Source organism: Mesorhizobium sp. GbtcB19 (assembly GCF_019091085.1).
In the GTDB taxonomy this organism is placed as follows: Bacteria; Pseudomonadota; Alphaproteobacteria; order Rhizobiales; family Rhizobiaceae; genus Mesorhizobium.
In genome coordinates, this window is the sequence record NZ_JAGXJY010000003.1 from 281,000 (window position 1) to 296,645 (window position 15,646).

Genomic DNA, 15,646 nt, shown 5'->3' on the forward strand with positions numbered 1-15,646 from the left:
GTCAGCGCCAGCGGAAGACGTCCAGCGTGTAGTCCGGCCACGCGCCGAACTCTTCGAACAGCCCGGTCAGGTCGCCGGCATCGGCCAATATCCCCGACAGCACCAGCGCGGTCGCGACGCCTGCGCCGGTACCGCCGGCTATGTCATGCTCGACACTGTCGCCCACGCAGACTACGTCGCCACGCTCCGGGTTTCCTGCAAGCGCCAGCGCCGCTTCGTAGATCGCCGGATAAGGCTTGCCGATGCGCGTGACGCTGCCGCCGAGCTGTTGATAAAGGTCGGCAATCTCGCCAGCGCCGAAGCGCGGCCCGGCCGCGGTCAGCATGATCCGATCCGGGTTGGTGCAGAAGCACGGAACCCGCCGCGCCGCCGCCGGTGCGAGCAGCTCACGATAGTGGTCGAGGTCGTAGCGGTCGCCCTCGCTCGCGGAAATCAACACCAGATCGACGTCGTTGCCGTCTTTGGCCAGTCTGAACGGCAGGCCCTCTATCGCCGATCGGTCATCGTCGCGGCTGATCAGCAAGCACTTCGTGCCCAGGCGGAAGTTTCGAGATGCCACCAGCCTGTCGAAGTCGCGCCACGCCACCTCGCCGGATGAGACGAAATGGTCCCAGCTTCCCGCTTCGAAACCAAGCTTCAGCAGCCGTCGTTCGTTGGGCTCCGCCCGCTTGCCGGAGTTCGAGATCAGCGCCACCGTCTTGCCGGCCCGTTTCAGCGCCGACAGCGCTTCGACCGCACCCGGATAAGGCTGCTGCCCGTCATGCAGCACGCCGAACTGGTCGAGCAGGAACACGCCGTAGCGTTCGGCGAGCGCTGCGACCCCGTCGAGATGCATGGCGTGCTTCGCGCTCACAGCAGTCTCGCCTCTTTTGCGCCCATCAGCGCCAGCCTTGCCGTGCCTGCCGCTGCCTCGTCGGAGAGCGCGGCTGAGAAGCCGACGCCGAGCTTGCGCCGCCGGATCGCGGTCCACGCGGCATTGGCGGCACCGCCGCCGACGCTGCGCACCGATGTCAGCCGGGGTGCGCCGAGCTCGGCAAGCCTGCGGTAGCCGAGCGCCTCGATGGCCGCGACGCCTTCCAGCATCGCCTTCAGATAGTCGGCGTCGGATTGCGGTCGGGGCAGAAGCCGCGGCGGCAGCGCAGGATCGGCAATGGGAAAGCGTTCGCCGGGCGAGCCGAGCGGATAATAGTCGAGGCCCGTTTCGGTCGCCGGGTCGATCGCCGCGCTCAGCTCGATGATGCGCGCGAGCGAAAAATGCTGGGCGAGCACCTTGCCGCCGGTGTTCGACGCGCCGCCCGCCAGCCAGGCATCGCCGAGCCGATGACTGTAGATGCCGTAGCGCGGCGCCGAGATCGGCCGGTCGGACAGGATCTTGATGGTCAGCGACGATCCGAGCGCGGTGACGCCGTCGCCGGCCGCCGCCGCGCCCGTCGCCAGGAAAGAGGCGCAGCCATCCGTCGTGCCGGCGACCACCGCGACATCGCGTGCAAGCCCGAACAAGTCGGCGCCGGCAGCCGTAAGCCCGCCGGTCACGCTGCCCGGGCGGACGACGGAAGGCAGAAGCTCCATATGCATGCCGGTCGCCGCGATCCATTCCGGCCAGCGCCGCGCCTCGGCATCGTAGCCGGTCTTCAGGCTGTTGTTCTCGTCGCTGACGTCGAAGCGGCCCGACAATTGTCCGGCGATCCAGTCGGCCTGGTGCAGTACGACATGGATGCCTGGCAGGCGCTGGAACCAGAGCGCCTTGGCAAGGCCGGAGGTCGCCCCATGCGCGGCGCTGGTTTCCGGCGCGGTGCCGGCGATCGCGCTGAGGACCGCTTCTTCTGGAACCTTGTCGTTGTACATCAGCGGCTCGGCCAGCGGCCGTCCGGCGCTATCGACTGGCAGCACGGTGCCAGACGTGCCGTCGACGGCGATCGCCCGCACCGCGTTGCGGTCGATTTGCGAGAGGAGTTGCCTCAGCGCCGCCTCGACCGCGGCCCACCAGACAGCGGGATCGCGGCCGTTCACGCCGAAGCGCTCGAGCGGCACGGCGGCGCTCGCGGCGATGGAGAAGTCCGGACGCATCGCGACAGCGCGCGAGCCGGAAGTGCCGATGTCGATGCCTACTGCAAGTGGCACCATTCACCTAACCCGCGGCATTGAGTTTCTGGCGATACTGCTCGGCATCCCAGTTGACCAGCTCGTCATTCTCGGCGGCGGTGAGATAGTTCAATGGAGCCGTACTGTCGATCCGCGCGGTCACGTCGGCAAGGCAGCGCTGCATGGCGTCCGCGCCGGAGCCGGCGTCGCCGCGCATCAGCACGCCGGCGCCGGGAAAGAGGATCGCGACAGGGTTTGCGCCCAGCCGGGAGGCGACGTCTGCAACCTGCTCGCCCGGCCTTGCCACCACGGAGCCTCGGCCGAGGAAAATGACGTGGTCCGGATAGAGGCTGCCGGCCTCGGCCATTCGGCAACTGTCCGCGTCGAGCGCCACCGCATGCGCCTCAAGATCCGCCGGCAACCGGTAGCCGCTGTCGCCGGCAAGCGCCGTCAGCGCCGCGATGTCAGGGGTCGCCGTCTTCCGCGCCGGGCGCGCCAGCAGCGATCTGACCCGGTGCAGCAGGAGCTCCGCTTCGGCAACGGTCTCCGCCGCGACGACCAGCCCGTGATTGCCGAGGATCAGCACGTCGACCCCGGGCCGGAGGCGCTCGGCAATGCCCTGGGCAAGTGGCAAGCCCGGCCGACGATAGGGGACATAGGCCCATTCGATGCCCTGGAGACGCCGCCCGGCCTCGGCCTCGCAATCAGTCTGGACAGCAAGCGAGATCGTGTCGACGCAGTGGACATGCAGCACCACGCGCTGCGACATCAGCGCGTGCACGGTGGTCTCGATCGACGGCCGCAAGCCGCGCGGATTGAGCGCATCGATGGCGAAGGCTTGCGGCTTGTCGGCGGTCGGATCGCGTCGTTCGACCGCCTCGATGAGCGGGACCATCGCCACCGGCACCATGATGTCGTCGGTCAGCGCATCCTTCAGCCATGTGCCGGAGGCCTTGATCCACAGCGTGTCGCCGGCCTTCAGCGATGTGTTGCCGCCGGCGGCCTGGGTCAGATGCGGATTGGCGCCGATGGCGGCCGAAAGCGCCCGCAAGGCAGCCAGTTCCTGCGCATCAGCTTTGGTCGCCATGGCGATCTTCCTCCAACGGCTCGGTCGGTCCCGCACGATCGCGGGAGAATGATTGGTGCTGATATCGCAGATGCGAGCGATCTACGTCAATAGTGATCTAGTATCGTCAAAACCGGCTTGCAATTCGCTTAATGTTGAGTAAGTTGCACCAATTGCCATGAAAACTGGCATTTTGGGAGGAAAGGTTGAGCGACTTCAGCCGCCAGCGTCAGATCGTCGAGCTCTTGCGGGACCGCCCGTTCGCCTCGGTGCGCGAGCTGCAGGAGCGGCTTGGCGTTTCGGCGGCAACCGTCAGGCGCGACATCGACAAGATCGACGAGGCCGGCGAGGCGAGAAAGGTCTATGGCGGCATCTCGGCGCTCGACGGCGCCTCGCAGGCCGGCATCGCCTATGCCAGGCCCTATGACGAGAACCGGGATCTGGCGGTCGATGCCAAACGGCAGATCGCCGCTGTCGCCGCCACCATGGTGCGCGACGGCGACGCCGTCATCGTCCATGGCGGCTCGACCTGCTTCCATCTCGGCGTCAGGCTTGCCGACCGCAACATCCGCCTGTTTACGAACTCAATGCCGCTCGCGGCCTATCTCAGCGACCATGGCCATTGCAGCCTCACCGTCGCCGGCGGCGATCTGCACCGCGAGCCCGGCATCATCCATTCGCCTACCCAGGCCGTGCCCTTTTATGCCTCGAAATTCTTTCTCGGCGCGCAGGGCCTTGGCCATGAGGGCGTGCTGGAATCGCATCCGCTGCTGGTGCGCTCGATCGTCGATCTCAGCCTCTGCGCCGACCAGATCGTGGTGCTGGCCGACAGCCGCAAGCTTTCGATCCATGCGCGCAATGTCGCGCTGCCGCTGTCGCGCATCGGCACGTTGGTGACCGACGACGGCCTGTCCGACGCCGACGCGCGCATGCTGGAGGACGCCGGCGTCGCTGTGCGCATCGCCTCGTCTGCGGGAGCCGTCCAGTGAAGGTGGCGGTGCTCGATTTCGGCAAGACCAATTCGAAGCTGTTCGTCTTCGGTCAGGACGGGCGCATCCTCGACGAACGGCGCACGAAACCCGACTGGATACGCAAGGGCGGTTTCAGCGTGCTTGACGAAGCCGCGCTGTATGACTGGGCGCTGCAAGCCGTCAACGAGGCGGCGGATGCCCACGGCATCGAAGGCCTGATGGTATCCGGCCATGGCTGCACCTTCGCGCTGGTTGACCATGCGGCGCTGACGCATCCGATCCTCGACTATGAGCAGGAGCCGCCGGCCGAAATCGCCGCGCGGATCGATCGCCGCATTCCCGATTTCGCCGAGACCTTCTCGCCGCGCCTGCCGCTCGGCTTCAACTATGGCCGCCACATGCTGTGGCTGAAGGAAGTGGAGCCGGGCGCCTTCTCGGCGGCCAAGGCGATCCTCGGCTATCCGCAATACTGGAGCTGGCGCTTCGGCGGCAGTGCAGTTTCGGAAGTGTCCTATCTCGGCTGCCACTCGCATCTGTGGGCGCCGCGCAGGCGCGATTTCTCCTCGCTGGTCGACGCCGAAGGCTGGCGGAGCCGCATGCCCGCCTTCGCGCGCGCCGGCGCCGTTACCGGCGAGCGGCGCTTTGGCGAAACCGGCAAGCCGGTCGCCATCCACAACGGCGTCCATGACAGCAACGCCGCGCTCCACGCCTATCAGCGGCAGGGCCTCGGGCCGCTCACCGTGGTGTCGACGGGCACCTGGGTGATCGTGCTCAATCCGGACTGCCCGCTCGACGCGCTCGACCGCGACCGCGACATGCTGGTCAATGTCGATGTCGATGGCGGCCCGGTGCCGACCATTCGCTTCATGGGTGGACGCGAATTCGCCGCGATCAGCGGCAACTGGCAAGGCGCGATCGCGCCGGCCTCGATACAGCGTGCGATCGATGCCGGCATCATGGCCCTGCCGAGCTTTGCCCCGGGTGGACCGCTGCCGGGCCGGACGGGCGAAATCCTTGGACCTGTTTCCGGTGCCGAGCAACGCGCGGCGGTGGCATTGCTTTATGTGGCGTTGATGATCGACTTGTCGCTCGACCTGATCCATTCAAGCAACACCGTCATCGTTGATGGCGGACTGAACGCCGGCGGCCTGCTTGCCGGCCTTCTGGCCGCGCTGCGCCCCGGCCAGTCCTTCATGCAGGGCGCCACGCTGGAAGGCAGCGCCACGGGCGCGGCCGCGCTCGCCTTCGAGAGTGTTGGCCGCGAGTTCGCCGCCGACACGCCCGAACCGGTCCGCGCCGCGAGCCTCAAAGGCCTGGCCGGCTACCGCGACCGCTGGCGCGGCCTCATTGCCGGTAGCAAGATCGCCGGCGCCGCGGCGGGAGGGGCGCAATGAGCGCCGCCGCCCGTATCGAGGCGGCGCAAAGGCCGGTCTTGGAGATGCGTCACATCTCCAAGACCTTCGGTCCCGCCCGTGCCCTGCAGGACGTGTCGCTCACCGTCAATGCCGGCGAGCTGCACGCGCTGATGGGCGAGAACGGCGCCGGCAAGTCGACGCTGATGAAGGTGCTGTCCGGCGCCTATCGGCCGGACGCCGGCGGCGAGATCCTGATCGACGGCATACCGGTCGCCACCGGCGATCCGATCAAGGCGCGCGCCCAGGGTATCGCCGTCATCTACCAGGAGCTGTCGCTGGCGCCGAACCTCACGGTCGCGCAGAACATCTTCCTCGGCAATGAGCCGCGCAGGTTCGGCATCGTCGACCGTGACCAGTGCAACAGGCGCGCGGGCGAAATCATCGAGCGGCTCGGCGTCTCCTTCTCGGCCCGCGCCTTGGTCTCCAGCCTGTCGCTCGGCGAGCGCCAACTGGTCGAGATCGCCCGGGCGCTGTCGACCAGCGCCCGCATCATCGTCATGGACGAGCCGACCACGTCGCTGACCTCGCGCGAGACCGACCGCCTGTTCGAGGTGATCGCGACGCTGAAGGCGCAGGGCATCGCCATCATCTACATCAGCCACCGCATGGAAGAGGTCTATCAGCTCGCCGACCGCGTCAGCGTGCTGCGCGACAGCGGCTATGTCGGCACACTTGAGCGCGCCGACCTCAACGCCTCGCGCCTGGTCTCGATGATGGTCGGCCGCGACCTTTCGGCCTTCTACAAGAAGGATCACAGGCCGCCGGACAGCCAGCGCCGGGTGGCGCTGTCGGTGCGCGGCATGTCGGATGGCGCCCTGCTGAAGAACTGCTCGTTCGATCTTTATCACGGCGAGGTGCTGGCGTTGGCCGGGCTGGTCGGTTCCGGCCGCACCGAGCTTGCCAGGCTGATCTTCGGCGCCGACCGCCGTACCGCAGGCGAGCTGAAGCTCGATGGCAAGCCGCTCGCCATCGCCTCGCCGCGCGAGGCGCTCGACGCCGGCATCGCTTATCTCACCGAGGACCGCAAGGAGCTCGGCCTGTTCCTCGACATGTCGATCGCGGACAACATCAATATGGGCGTGCTGGCGAAGGATGCGCGCGCCGGCGGTTTTCGCGACTTCACCGTTGCCGACAGGCGCGCGGCAAAAGCCATTGCGGACCTGTCCATCCGCGCCCGCTCGGCGCAGGCCAATGCCGGCTCGCTGTCGGGCGGCAACCAGCAGAAGGTGCTGCTTGCCCGCCTGCTGGAGACCGAGCCCAAGGTCGTCATTCTCGACGAGCCGACGCGCGGTGTCGACGTCGGCGCCAAGTCGGAAATCTACCGGCTGATCGACAGCCTCGCCGGCAAGGGCATCGCCATCCTGATGATCTCCAGCGAACTGCCCGAAGTGATCGGCGTAGCCGACCGCGTGATGGTGATGCGCGACGGCGCCATCGCCGGCGAGGTGACGGCGTCGGAGGGCAAGCCGCTGCGTCAGGAAGAGATCATGGAACTTGCGACGGGAGCGGATCAGCGATGACCGACGGCTCAATGGTGACAAAAGCAGCGGATCAGGCGGCGGTCAGGAGCCGGCGGCTGCGCACGGCCTTCGCCGCGCTCGGCATGCTGCCGGTTCTGATCCTGCTTGCCGTTGGCTTCCAGTTCATCAATCCGCGCTTCCTCACCGGCACCAACCTGCTCATCGTCACTCAGCAATCGTCGATCAACATCGTGCTTGCCGCCGGCATGACCTTCGTCATCCTCACCGGCGGCATCGACCTCTCCGTCGGCTCGATCCTGGCGGCTTCGGCAATGGTCGCGGTGCTGGTGTCGCTGGTGCCGGATTTAGGAATGCTCGGCATTCCCGCCGGCATCCTGATGGGCCTCGGCTTCGGCGTCATCAACGGGCTGCTTGTCGCCTATATCAGGCTGCCGCCATTCATCGTCACGCTGGGCTCGCTCACCGCCGTGCGCGGCGTCGCCCGCCTGCTCGGCGAGGACACGACGGTGTTCAATTCCGACCTGCCCTTCGACTTCATCGGCAACGGCTCGCTGTTAGGCATTCCGTGGCTTGTCATCATCGCGCTGACGGTGGTGGTGCTGTCCTGGCTGGTGCTCAAGCGCACCGTGCTCGGCACCTGGATCTATGCCGTGGGCGGCAATGCCGAGGCGGCGCGCCTCACCGGCATCAAGGTGCCGCTGGTTCTGCTCTTCGTCTACGGCGTGTCGGGCCTGCTCGCGGGCCTCGGCGGCGTCATGTCGGCGGCCAGACTCTACGCCGCCAACGGCCTGCAGCTCGGCCAGTCCTATGAGCTCGATGCCATCGCCGCCGTTATTCTCGGCGGCACCAGCTTCGTCGGCGGCGTCGGCTCGATCTGGGGCACGCTGATCGGCGGCCTGATCATCGCGGTGCTCTCCAACGGGCTCATTTTGGCCGGTGTCTCGGACATCTGGCAGTACATCATCAAGGGATTGGTCATCATCGTGGCGGTCGCCCTCGACCGTTACCGGCTCCAGGCCGGAGCAAGAACGTGATTGACCTCGGTCGCCGGCCCGACAGGCCGGATTGTGTGTAACGCACCGTGAGAGGCGCGGGGCAATCGGAGGAAGCAAGTAAAATGAAGACCATCGCCAAACTGCTCTGCGGCGCCGCCCTCGCGGGCCTCGCCATCGCGCCGGCATCGGCAAAGGACCTCAACAAGGTCGGCATCTCGGTCGGCCTGCTCGGCAATCCCTTCTTCGTCGCCACCATCAAGGGCATCGAGGACGCGGCCAAGAAGATCAATCCCAAGGTCGAGGTGACGTCGGTCTCGGCCGACTACGACCTCAACAAGCAGGTCTCGCAGGTAGACTCCTTCATCGCCGCCGGCGTCGATGTGATCATGCTCAACGCCGTCGATGCCAAGGCGATCGCGCCCGCGGTCAAGAAGGCGCAGGCGGCCGGCATCGTCGTCGCCGCCTTCGACGTTTCGGCGCCGGGCGCCGACGTCACCGTGATGACCAACAACGTCAAGGCCGGCGAGGAAGCCTGCCAGTATCTGGTCGACCACACCGGCGGCAAAGGCAATTACGTCATCCTCAACGGCCCGGCCTCGTCGTCGATCCTGGAGCGCGTCAAGGGCTGCAAGAACGTCCTTGCGCAACATGCCGACATCAAGGTCCTGTCCGACGACCAGAACGCCGAGGGCTCGCGCGACGGCGGCCTGAAAGTGTTCCAGTCGCTGCTCACCCGCTTCGACAAGATCGACGCGGTGTTCGCCATCAACGACCCGACGGCGATCGGCGCGCAGCTCGCGGCCAAGCAGCTCAACCGCTCGGAATTCATCTTCACCGCGGTCGACGGCGCCCCCGACATCGAGAAGGAGTTCGCCTCCGGCACCTCGATGATCAAGGCTTCCGCCTCGCAGGATCCCTATGTCATGGCCGGCCAGTCGCTGACCATGGCGGCAGAGGTGCTTGCCGGCAAGAAACCGGCCGAGCCGGTCGTCCTGCTCGACCCGAAGCTGATCACCGCCGAGAACCTCAAGGACTACAAGGGCTGGACGGCGGCCCGCTGATCCGACCACGGGGAGCGCGGCCGCATGGCTGGCCGCGCTCCCTTCCAGGACGTCGGACCCCCAGACCGGTCCATCAGACGGAGACGATCATGTCGCGCATTGGTATCCATTCTTTCGTCTGGTCTGCGAGCTCGGCGCAGCCAGATCTCGAACGCACACTGGCCAACACGAAGGAAGCCGGTTTCGACCTGATCGAGTTCTCCTATCTCGATCCGGGCGATGTCGATATCGGCAGGCTGGCCAAAAGCATCGCCGATCTAGGTCTGGGCGTTGCGATCAGCATCGGCCTGCCGGCCGACGGCGACATCTCCAGCCCCGACAAGGCGGTCGCCGCGCACGGGGTCGAAATCCTCAACAGGACGGTGGCACTTACCCGCGACCTCGGCGGCAGCAAGGTTGGCGGCATCCTCTCGACCGGCCACGGCCTGCAGACCGAGCCGCCGACGCGCGACCAGTGGAACCGCAGCGCGGCGACCCTTGCCAGGGTCGCGGAGACCGCCAAGGCGGCCGGTGTCACGCTCAATCTCGAAATCGTCAACCGCTTCGAGAGCAACCTGCTCAATACCGCCGCTCAAGGGTTGGCTTTCATCGAGGACACCGGCTCCGACAACATCTTCCTGCACCTCGACACCTTCCACATGAACATCGAGGAGGCCGATGTCGGTCTGGCCATCCGCCATGCCGCGAAGAAGATCGGCTATGTCCATATCGGCGAGAGCCATCGCGGCTTCCTCGGCACCGGCAGCATCGACTTCGCCGCGATCTTCGATGCGCTGACGGCGATCGGCTACGGCGACGATCTCAGCTTCGAATCGTTCTCCTCGGAGATCGTCGACGAGAACCTGTCGAGGAAGACGGCGATCTGGCGCAACCTGTGGACCGACAATATGGAGCTCGCCCGCCACGCGCGCCGCTTCATCGCCGTTGGCCTGGAAACGGCGCGGCGCAAGGCCGAGCTCGTCTCGGCTTCGCAGAGGCCCTGAGAGTCGCCGAACTTGATGCCGATTCGCTTGAAAAGCCTGGCTCCCTACAGTCGCCTTGGCTCCGTTCCCTCTGCCAAGCGGTCCAAGTAGGCTTGATACGCAAACACGCGATGCCGTTGTTTGCCTGTCACTTCGCGAACAATACCGATCGAGATCAGATGGCGGAGTGCTGAATTGATCGTTGGCTCGGACAAGGATAGGTCCTGCGCGGCCTTTTGGATAGTTACGAGGGCGCGGCGTTGGAGAAGGCCGTGCACCATGCCGGCGGACGCGGCAGCCCTGCCCAAGTCCTGAATCCTACGGGCGTCTGTCTCGAACAGGCGTAGCAAATCCTGGGCAGTTCTGGCTGCCTGGTCGGCGGTCTCTGTAACCCCTTCAAGGAAGAACGACAGCCAGCCTTCCCAGTCGCCGGTCATTCGCACACGCTGCAGCAGGTCGTAGTAGGCGCTGCGGTGGGTCTTGAAATACAGGCTGAGATAGAGCGTGGGCTCCCTGAGCACGTTGTTGGCGCAGAGGAACAGCGTGATTAGAAGCCGTCCCAGGCGACCATTGCCATCGAGAAACGGGAGAATCGTTTCGAATTGGACATGTGCCAGGGCCGCCTTGACAATATTCGGCATGCGGTCGTCGTTGTGCAAGAATTTCTCGAAGCCATCGAGACATTGCATCAGTTGGTCAGGAGGTGGAGGGACGAACACGGCATTGCCTGGCCGTGTGCCGCCGATCCAGTTCTGCGAGTGCCTAAATTCGCCAGCCTGGGATGAGGCCCCACGCCCCGCTTTGAGAAGGATGCCGTGGATTTCGCGGATGAGTCTGAGCGACAGCGGAAATCCTTTCCGCATACGGTCAAGGCCATATTCAAGAGCGGCGATGTAGTTGGAGACCTCCTCGACATCGTCCAGAGGCACCATTGGCAATTCGTCCGCCTCAAACAGCAACAGGTCGGAGAGCGAGGATTGGGTTCCCTCGATCTGGGACGATAGTAGAGCCTCTTTGCGCACGTACATGAAGATGAACAAAGGGGGAGCCGGAAGAATGGACGTAACGCCATCCAAACGGCCCAGAGCGAGGTTCGCGCGCTCTATAAGTTCGGAAAACGTGCCAAGATCGACGGGAGGTATCGGCGGCAGCGGTGGCGGTATGAATGCACGCACTTTCTCGCCCGCGACCGACGTCTCAACCCAAAGGCCAAGGCGGGTGTCCTGGTCGGGCATTGGGCAGGGATCCTTTCGTTAGCTTTTATCTAACGAAAGGATAGGGCCTTTTCCTTTTCTTAGGAAGCGATTTGTATATGGTTTGTTCTGCTTCTGCCCGAAAAATCCGGCAAACATCGCCGGACGAGTTCTTGCCGGCCCGGGCACAGGCTACGAGACCAGTCCGAATGGTTTCGCTTTCGTAGTTTCTAGAATTCGCTGGTACGCCAGCAGGCTATGAGGTGGCCGTCGCCGTACGGCCTGAAGGCCGGCTCCGCATTACGGCAGTCGGCGAGAGCCATCGGGCAGCGATCGGCGAAGGCGCATCCCTGGTTTGGAAGCGCGTCCGCCACAGTGCCTGCCTGAGCTGCAATCTCCGGCGCGGTTTCGTCTGAAGACGCCGCCAGCAGGAGCTTGGTGTAGGGGTGGTTGGGTCCGCGAAAGACCTGTTCGGATGTGCCGGTCTCGACCAGCCGGCCGCGATAGAGCACGCCGATCCTGTCGGCCATGTAGCGCACCACCCTGAGGTCGTGGCTGATGAACAGATAGGTCGTGTCCTTGTCGCGCTGCAGGTCGTTGAGCAGGTTGAGCACCGTCGCCTGCACCGACACGTCGAGCGCCGAGGTCGGCTCGTCCAGCACCACGACTTTCGGCGCGCCGGCGAAGGCCCGCGCGATCGCCGCCCTCTGCCGCTGGCCACCGGACAATGAGCGCGGCTTCTGCTCGGCGGTCGTGTCGGCCAGCCGGACGGAGCGAAGAAGGTCGGCGACACGGTTCCTCGCGTCGCTCCGGCCAAGGCCGGCAAGCCGCCGCAATGGCCGGCTGATGATCCGCCCGATCCGGTGGCGCGGATTGAGCGTACGGTCCGGCGACTGGAAAACCATCTGCACGTCGCGGCGCTCGCTCTGGGCGCGCCGTTCGGCGCGCGGCGCGACCGTCCTGCCGAACAACTCGACCGACCCTTGGCTCGGTGTCTGCAGGCCGGTGACGATCCGCGCCAGCGTCGATTTGCCGGAGCCGGATTCGCCGATCAGGCCGAAGGTCTCGCCCTGGCCGATGCTGAGGTCGACATGATGCAGCACCGCCTGGTCGCCGAAGGAATGGCTGATCCCCTTGCAGGCTATGGCGACCTGTCGGTCGCTTTGATCGGAACCTCCTTGAGCGGCAGGAGCGGTTATCGCCCCGGGGCGATCGCCAACGGTCGCGCTGGTCTCGGCCAGCCGGCCGTCGCGCTTGGTGAAATTGAGCGCCGGGATCGAGGCGATCAGCGCCTTGGTATAGGCATGGGAGGGGTTCTCGAAGACATCCTCGGCGCCGCCGCTCTCGACTACCGCTCCCGACTGCATGACCGCGACGCGGTCGCAGGAACGGCGGATCAGGTTGATGTCGTGGCTGATCAAAAGGATGCTGGTTTTGTGCTCGCGGCGCAGGTCGTCGAGGATGGCGATCACCTCCGACTGCACGCTGGCGTCGAGCGCCGTGGTCGGCTCGTCCATCACCAGCAGCGCCGGGTCGAGCGCGATGGCGATCGCAATGTTGGCGCGCTGCTGCATGCCGCCTGACAGCTCATGCGGGTAGAGTTCGAGCACCCGCTCCGGATTGGCGACCCGCACACGCTTCAGCAACTCGGCCGAGCGCCAGCGCGCTTCCTCGTGACGCACCGGGCGATGGCGCATGATCGTTTCCCCGATCTGCCGGCCGATGGTCATTGCCGGACTGAGCGCGGCTCCCGGATGCTGGTAGACGGCGGCGATGCGATCGCCTCTCAGGCCGCGCAGCTCTTCGCCGGCAAGCTCGCGCAATTCGCGGCCCTGGAATTCCAAAGCCGAGGCCGCCACGCGGGCATTGCCCGGCAAATAGCGCAATATGGCCAAAGCCACGGAGCTCTTGCCCGAGCCTGACTCGCCGACCAGCCCCAACGCTTCGCCCTGGCCCACGCGCAGCGAAATGCCGTTGACTGCGGATTGCCATCCTCTTTTCCCGCCATAGGCGATGGAAAGTTTTTCCACATTCAGCACTGAAGGGGACATACGGGACCTCGAAATTGCTTTCTGTCGGTGCCCTGATCAAGGGCAATCGCTTCCGCTTATTTAGTATATTATCTCTATAAAATTACTCGAATTAAAGCCGAGCGCAATCTAGCCTTTTGCAAATTGGAGATTGCGGGTCGCACCGGTCGATGCGGCGCCCCCGCCTCTCCAAGCGGATTTGCAAGGAGGCCGGCATGGCGCGAGACCACTTGATCCTGAGCGCATTCTTCTTCAACCCGCAGGGCGACCATCGCATGTCGTGGCGGCACCCGCGCGCGCCCGGCCGGGAGGTGCTCGGCTTCGACTACTATCGTGAGCTGGTCCAGGCGGCCGAGCGCGCCAGGATCGACACCATCTTCGTCGCCGACCACGTGTCGATCTGGGATTCGGTGAAAAGCGGCGTCGCGCATTACGCCAATGCCCGCCTCGAGCCGCTGACGCTGTTGTCGGCGCTCGCCGGCGTGACGAAGCATATCGGCCTGATCACCACCGCCTCGAGCTCCTACAGCGAGCCTTACAATGTGGCGCGCCTGTTCGCCTCTCTCGACCATATCAGCGGCGGCAGGGCGTCGTGGAATGTCGTTACCTCGGCCATGGACGAGGAGGCGCGCAATTTCGGCCGCGACGGCAACATCGAGCATGCCTTCCGCTACCAGCGCGCGGCTGAGTTCCTCGATATCGTCAAGGGGCTGTGGGACAGCTGGGAAGACGAAGCCCTGCTGTTCGACAAGGACAGCGGCTATTTCGCCGATCCGGACAAGGTCCACGTGCTCGACCATCGCGGCGCGCATTTCAAGGTGCGCGGTCCGCTCAACGTCTCGCGGCCGCCGCAGGGCCATCCGCTGATCGTCCAGGCCGGCTCGTCCGAGGACGGCAAGAATTTTGCCACCGCCCACGCCGACGCCCATTTCGCCATCTACAGCACCCGGGAAGACGGCATCAGATACCGCCAGGACATCAACGATCGGCTTGCCCGTCACGGCAGGCGGCCCGAGAGCTTCAAGATCCTGCCGGGCATTTTGCCGATCGTGGCGGCTTCCGAGGCCGAGGCGCGCGACAGGCAGGACTACCTGCAGACGCTGCTCCCCGATCGCGTCGGCATCGATCTCCTGTCGAGCTGGAGCGGCATCGATCTCTCGGCCTATCCGCCGGACGGTCCGCTGCCGCAGCTTCCCGACGAAAGCACCTTCAATGGCGGGCGCACCTCGCTTAACCGCGTCAAGCACTGGGCCTCGCAGAACCTGACTCTGCGCGAGATCGCGCGCAAACTCGCCAACAGCGGCTCGGTGCCGACGGTCGCCGGCACGCCGAAGCAGATCGCCGACCAGTTGCAGGACTGGTTCGAGGCGGGTGCCGCCGACGGCTTCAACCTGATGTTCCCGCTGCTGCCCGAGGACTGGGTGAACTTCGCCGAACAGGTCGTGCCCGAATTGCAGCGCCGCGGCGTCTTCCCGACCGAATACGCGCCCGGAACGCTGCGCGACCGCTTCGGGCTTGCCCGCCCCGCCAACCGCTTCGCCGAGCAGCGCGATAACGCGCGCGCCGTATCCTGAGGAGAGCCGCCATGACCGTCGCGCCGAGATTGCAGCCGCGCGAAGCGACCGCGCCGCAGCTGATCAATGTCCTGCACAGCCCCAAGCGCATCCGCGTCAAATTCGGCGGCCGCGTCATCGCCGACAGCCGCAGCGTGCTGGTGCTGCGCTCCAATCACTTTTTGCCGATCTATTTCTTCCCGCTGGCGGCGGTCGACCAGTCGCTGCTGAAGCCGTCCAAGCACGGCCAGCAGCATGCCGTCGGTGGCGAAACGAAATACTGGGATATCGAGGCCGGCGACCGGCGCGCCGCCGATGCCGCCTGGTCGTTCACGGCGCCGCCGGACGAGAACCTCGCGCCGCTCGCCGGCCGCATCGCCTTCTCCTGGAACCTCGTCGACCAGTGGTTCGAGGAGGACGAAGAGGTCTTCGTCCATGCCCGCGATCCCTATGCCCGCATCGACGTGCTGCAGAGCTCCAGCCATGTCGAGATCTGGTTCGACGGCGAGTTGGTCGCCGATAGCCGCCGCCCGGTGCTGCTGTTCGAGACGCATCTGCCGACGCGTTTCTATCTTCCGCCTGAGGATGTCCGCCTCGACCGGCTGAGGGCCTCTTTGACGAGGACCCGATGTCCCTACAAGGGCATCGCCTCCTACTGGTCGGGCGTGCTCAAGGACGGATCGCTGCGCGAAGACATCGCCTGGAGCTACCGCGATCCGATCGCCGAGATGCCGAAGATCAAGGGGCTGATCGCCTTCTATCCGCAAGCGGTGGATCGCATCCATCTCGACGGCCAGCCGGTCTGACCCGGTCTGTCGTTTTCCACTTCATTTCAAA

General features: G+C 65.5%; 13 protein-coding genes. 8 read left to right on the forward strand and 5 right to left on the reverse strand.

Going from position 1 to position 15,646, the window contains the following annotated elements; all coding sequences use genetic code 11:
* Window position 1: 1 nt before the first annotated feature.
* Genes KVT37_RS08055 through KVT37_RS08065 form a run of 3 tightly spaced genes read right to left on the reverse strand, consistent with a single transcriptional unit; the run spans window position 2 to window position 3,169 of the window.
* The gene (locus KVT37_RS08055; RefSeq protein WP_217571434.1) at window positions 2-853 is read right to left on the reverse strand and encodes a TIGR01459 family HAD-type hydrolase; all 852 of its coding nucleotides are present in this window, start codon (window positions 851-853) and stop codon (window positions 2-4) included.
* Window positions 850-2,124, reverse strand: coding sequence for an FGGY-family carbohydrate kinase (locus KVT37_RS08060; RefSeq protein ID WP_217571436.1), 1,275 nt, complete (start codon window positions 2,122-2,124; stop codon window positions 850-852). The genes KVT37_RS08055 and KVT37_RS08060 overlap by 4 nt, the downstream gene beginning before the upstream one ends.
* Window positions 2,125-2,128: 4 nt before the next feature.
* On the reverse strand, window positions 2,129-3,169 hold the full coding sequence (locus KVT37_RS08065; protein WP_217571438.1) for a class II aldolase/adducin family protein: 1,041 nt from the start codon (window positions 3,167-3,169) through the stop codon (window positions 2,129-2,131).
* 185 nt (window positions 3,170-3,354) lie between these two features.
* On the opposite strand from KVT37_RS08065, the gene KVT37_RS08070 reads away from it, so the two are divergent.
* The 6 genes from KVT37_RS08070 (at window position 3,355) to KVT37_RS08095 (ending at window position 10,054) form a co-directional block, all read left to right on the forward strand.
* Entirely contained in the window at window positions 3,355-4,137 is a 783-nt protein-coding gene (locus KVT37_RS08070; protein WP_217571440.1) for a DeoR/GlpR family DNA-binding transcription regulator, read from the forward strand.
* Window positions 4,134-5,513, forward strand: a complete 1,380-nt coding sequence (locus tag KVT37_RS08075; protein ID WP_217571442.1) for an FGGY-family carbohydrate kinase — start codon at window positions 4,134-4,136, stop codon at window positions 5,511-5,513. The genes KVT37_RS08070 and KVT37_RS08075 overlap by 4 nt, the downstream gene beginning before the upstream one ends.
* A complete protein-coding gene (locus KVT37_RS08080) occupies window positions 5,510-7,054 on the forward strand; it encodes a sugar ABC transporter ATP-binding protein (protein WP_217571444.1) in 1,545 nt (514 codons plus the stop codon). The genes KVT37_RS08075 and KVT37_RS08080 overlap by 4 nt, the downstream gene beginning before the upstream one ends.
* Window positions 7,051-8,049, forward strand: coding sequence for a ribose ABC transporter permease (locus tag KVT37_RS08085; protein WP_217571446.1), 999 nt, complete (start codon window positions 7,051-7,053; stop codon window positions 8,047-8,049). Before KVT37_RS08080 ends, KVT37_RS08085 begins: the two co-directional genes overlap by 4 nt.
* Before the next feature lie 83 nt (window positions 8,050-8,132).
* Window positions 8,133-9,071, forward strand: a complete 939-nt coding sequence (locus KVT37_RS08090) for an ABC transporter substrate-binding protein (protein WP_217571448.1) — start codon at window positions 8,133-8,135, stop codon at window positions 9,069-9,071.
* A gap of 89 nt (window positions 9,072-9,160) precedes the next feature.
* Window positions 9,161-10,054, forward strand: coding sequence for a sugar phosphate isomerase/epimerase (locus KVT37_RS08095; protein ID WP_217571449.1), 894 nt, complete (start codon window positions 9,161-9,163; stop codon window positions 10,052-10,054).
* Between the two features lie 44 nt (window positions 10,055-10,098).
* Here the strand turns inward: KVT37_RS08095 and KVT37_RS08100 are convergent, their stop codons facing one another.
* On the reverse strand, window positions 10,099-11,268 hold the full coding sequence (locus KVT37_RS08100; RefSeq protein WP_217571451.1) for a Fic family protein: 1,170 nt from the start codon (window positions 11,266-11,268) through the stop codon (window positions 10,099-10,101).
* Window positions 11,269-11,456: 188 nt separating this feature from the next.
* Window positions 11,457-13,277 carry an ABC transporter ATP-binding protein gene (locus KVT37_RS08105; protein ID WP_217571453.1) on the reverse strand — a complete coding sequence of 607 codons (1,821 nt, stop codon included), beginning with the start codon at window positions 13,275-13,277 and terminating at the stop codon, window positions 11,457-11,459.
* Between the two features lie 194 nt (window positions 13,278-13,471).
* Here KVT37_RS08105 and KVT37_RS08110 point away from each other — a divergent pair, with 194 nt between their 5' ends.
* Window positions 13,472-14,830, forward strand: coding sequence for an LLM class flavin-dependent oxidoreductase (locus tag KVT37_RS08110; protein ID WP_217571456.1), 1,359 nt, complete (start codon window positions 13,472-13,474; stop codon window positions 14,828-14,830).
* A gap of 11 nt (window positions 14,831-14,841) precedes the next feature.
* Complete coding sequence (locus KVT37_RS08115; protein WP_217571458.1) at window positions 14,842-15,615, forward strand: DUF427 domain-containing protein; 774 nt, start codon at window positions 14,842-14,844, stop codon at window positions 15,613-15,615.
* Window positions 15,616-15,646 lie beyond the last annotated feature (31 nt).

Excerpts from the sequence above, each read along its gene's own strand:
- KVT37_RS08085 (WP_217571446.1), top strand. The coding sequence starts at position 7,051 with ATGACCGACGGCTCAATGGTGACAAAAGCAGCGGATCAGGCGGCGGTC.
- KVT37_RS08115 (WP_217571458.1), top strand. The coding sequence starts at position 14,842 with ATGACCGTCGCGCCGAGATTGCAGCCGCGCGAAGCGACCGCGCCGCAG.
- KVT37_RS08110 (WP_217571456.1), top strand. The coding sequence starts at position 13,472 with ATGGCGCGAGACCACTTGATCCTGAGCGCATTCTTCTTCAACCCGCAG.
- KVT37_RS08100 (WP_217571451.1), bottom strand. The coding sequence starts at position 11,268 with ATGCCCGACCAGGACACCCGCCTTGGCCTTTGGGTTGAGACGTCGGTC.
- KVT37_RS08095 (WP_217571449.1), top strand. The coding sequence starts at position 9,161 with ATGTCGCGCATTGGTATCCATTCTTTCGTCTGGTCTGCGAGCTCGGCG.
- KVT37_RS08065 (WP_217571438.1), bottom strand. The coding sequence starts at position 3,169 with ATGGCGACCAAAGCTGATGCGCAGGAACTGGCTGCCTTGCGGGCGCTT.
- KVT37_RS08060 (WP_217571436.1), bottom strand. The coding sequence starts at position 2,124 with ATGGTGCCACTTGCAGTAGGCATCGACATCGGCACTTCCGGCTCGCGC.
- KVT37_RS08080 (WP_217571444.1), top strand. The coding sequence starts at position 5,510 with ATGAGCGCCGCCGCCCGTATCGAGGCGGCGCAAAGGCCGGTCTTGGAG.
- KVT37_RS08105 (WP_217571453.1), bottom strand. The coding sequence starts at position 13,277 with ATGTCCCCTTCAGTGCTGAATGTGGAAAAACTTTCCATCGCCTATGGC.
- KVT37_RS08090 (WP_217571448.1), top strand. The coding sequence starts at position 8,133 with ATGAAGACCATCGCCAAACTGCTCTGCGGCGCCGCCCTCGCGGGCCTC.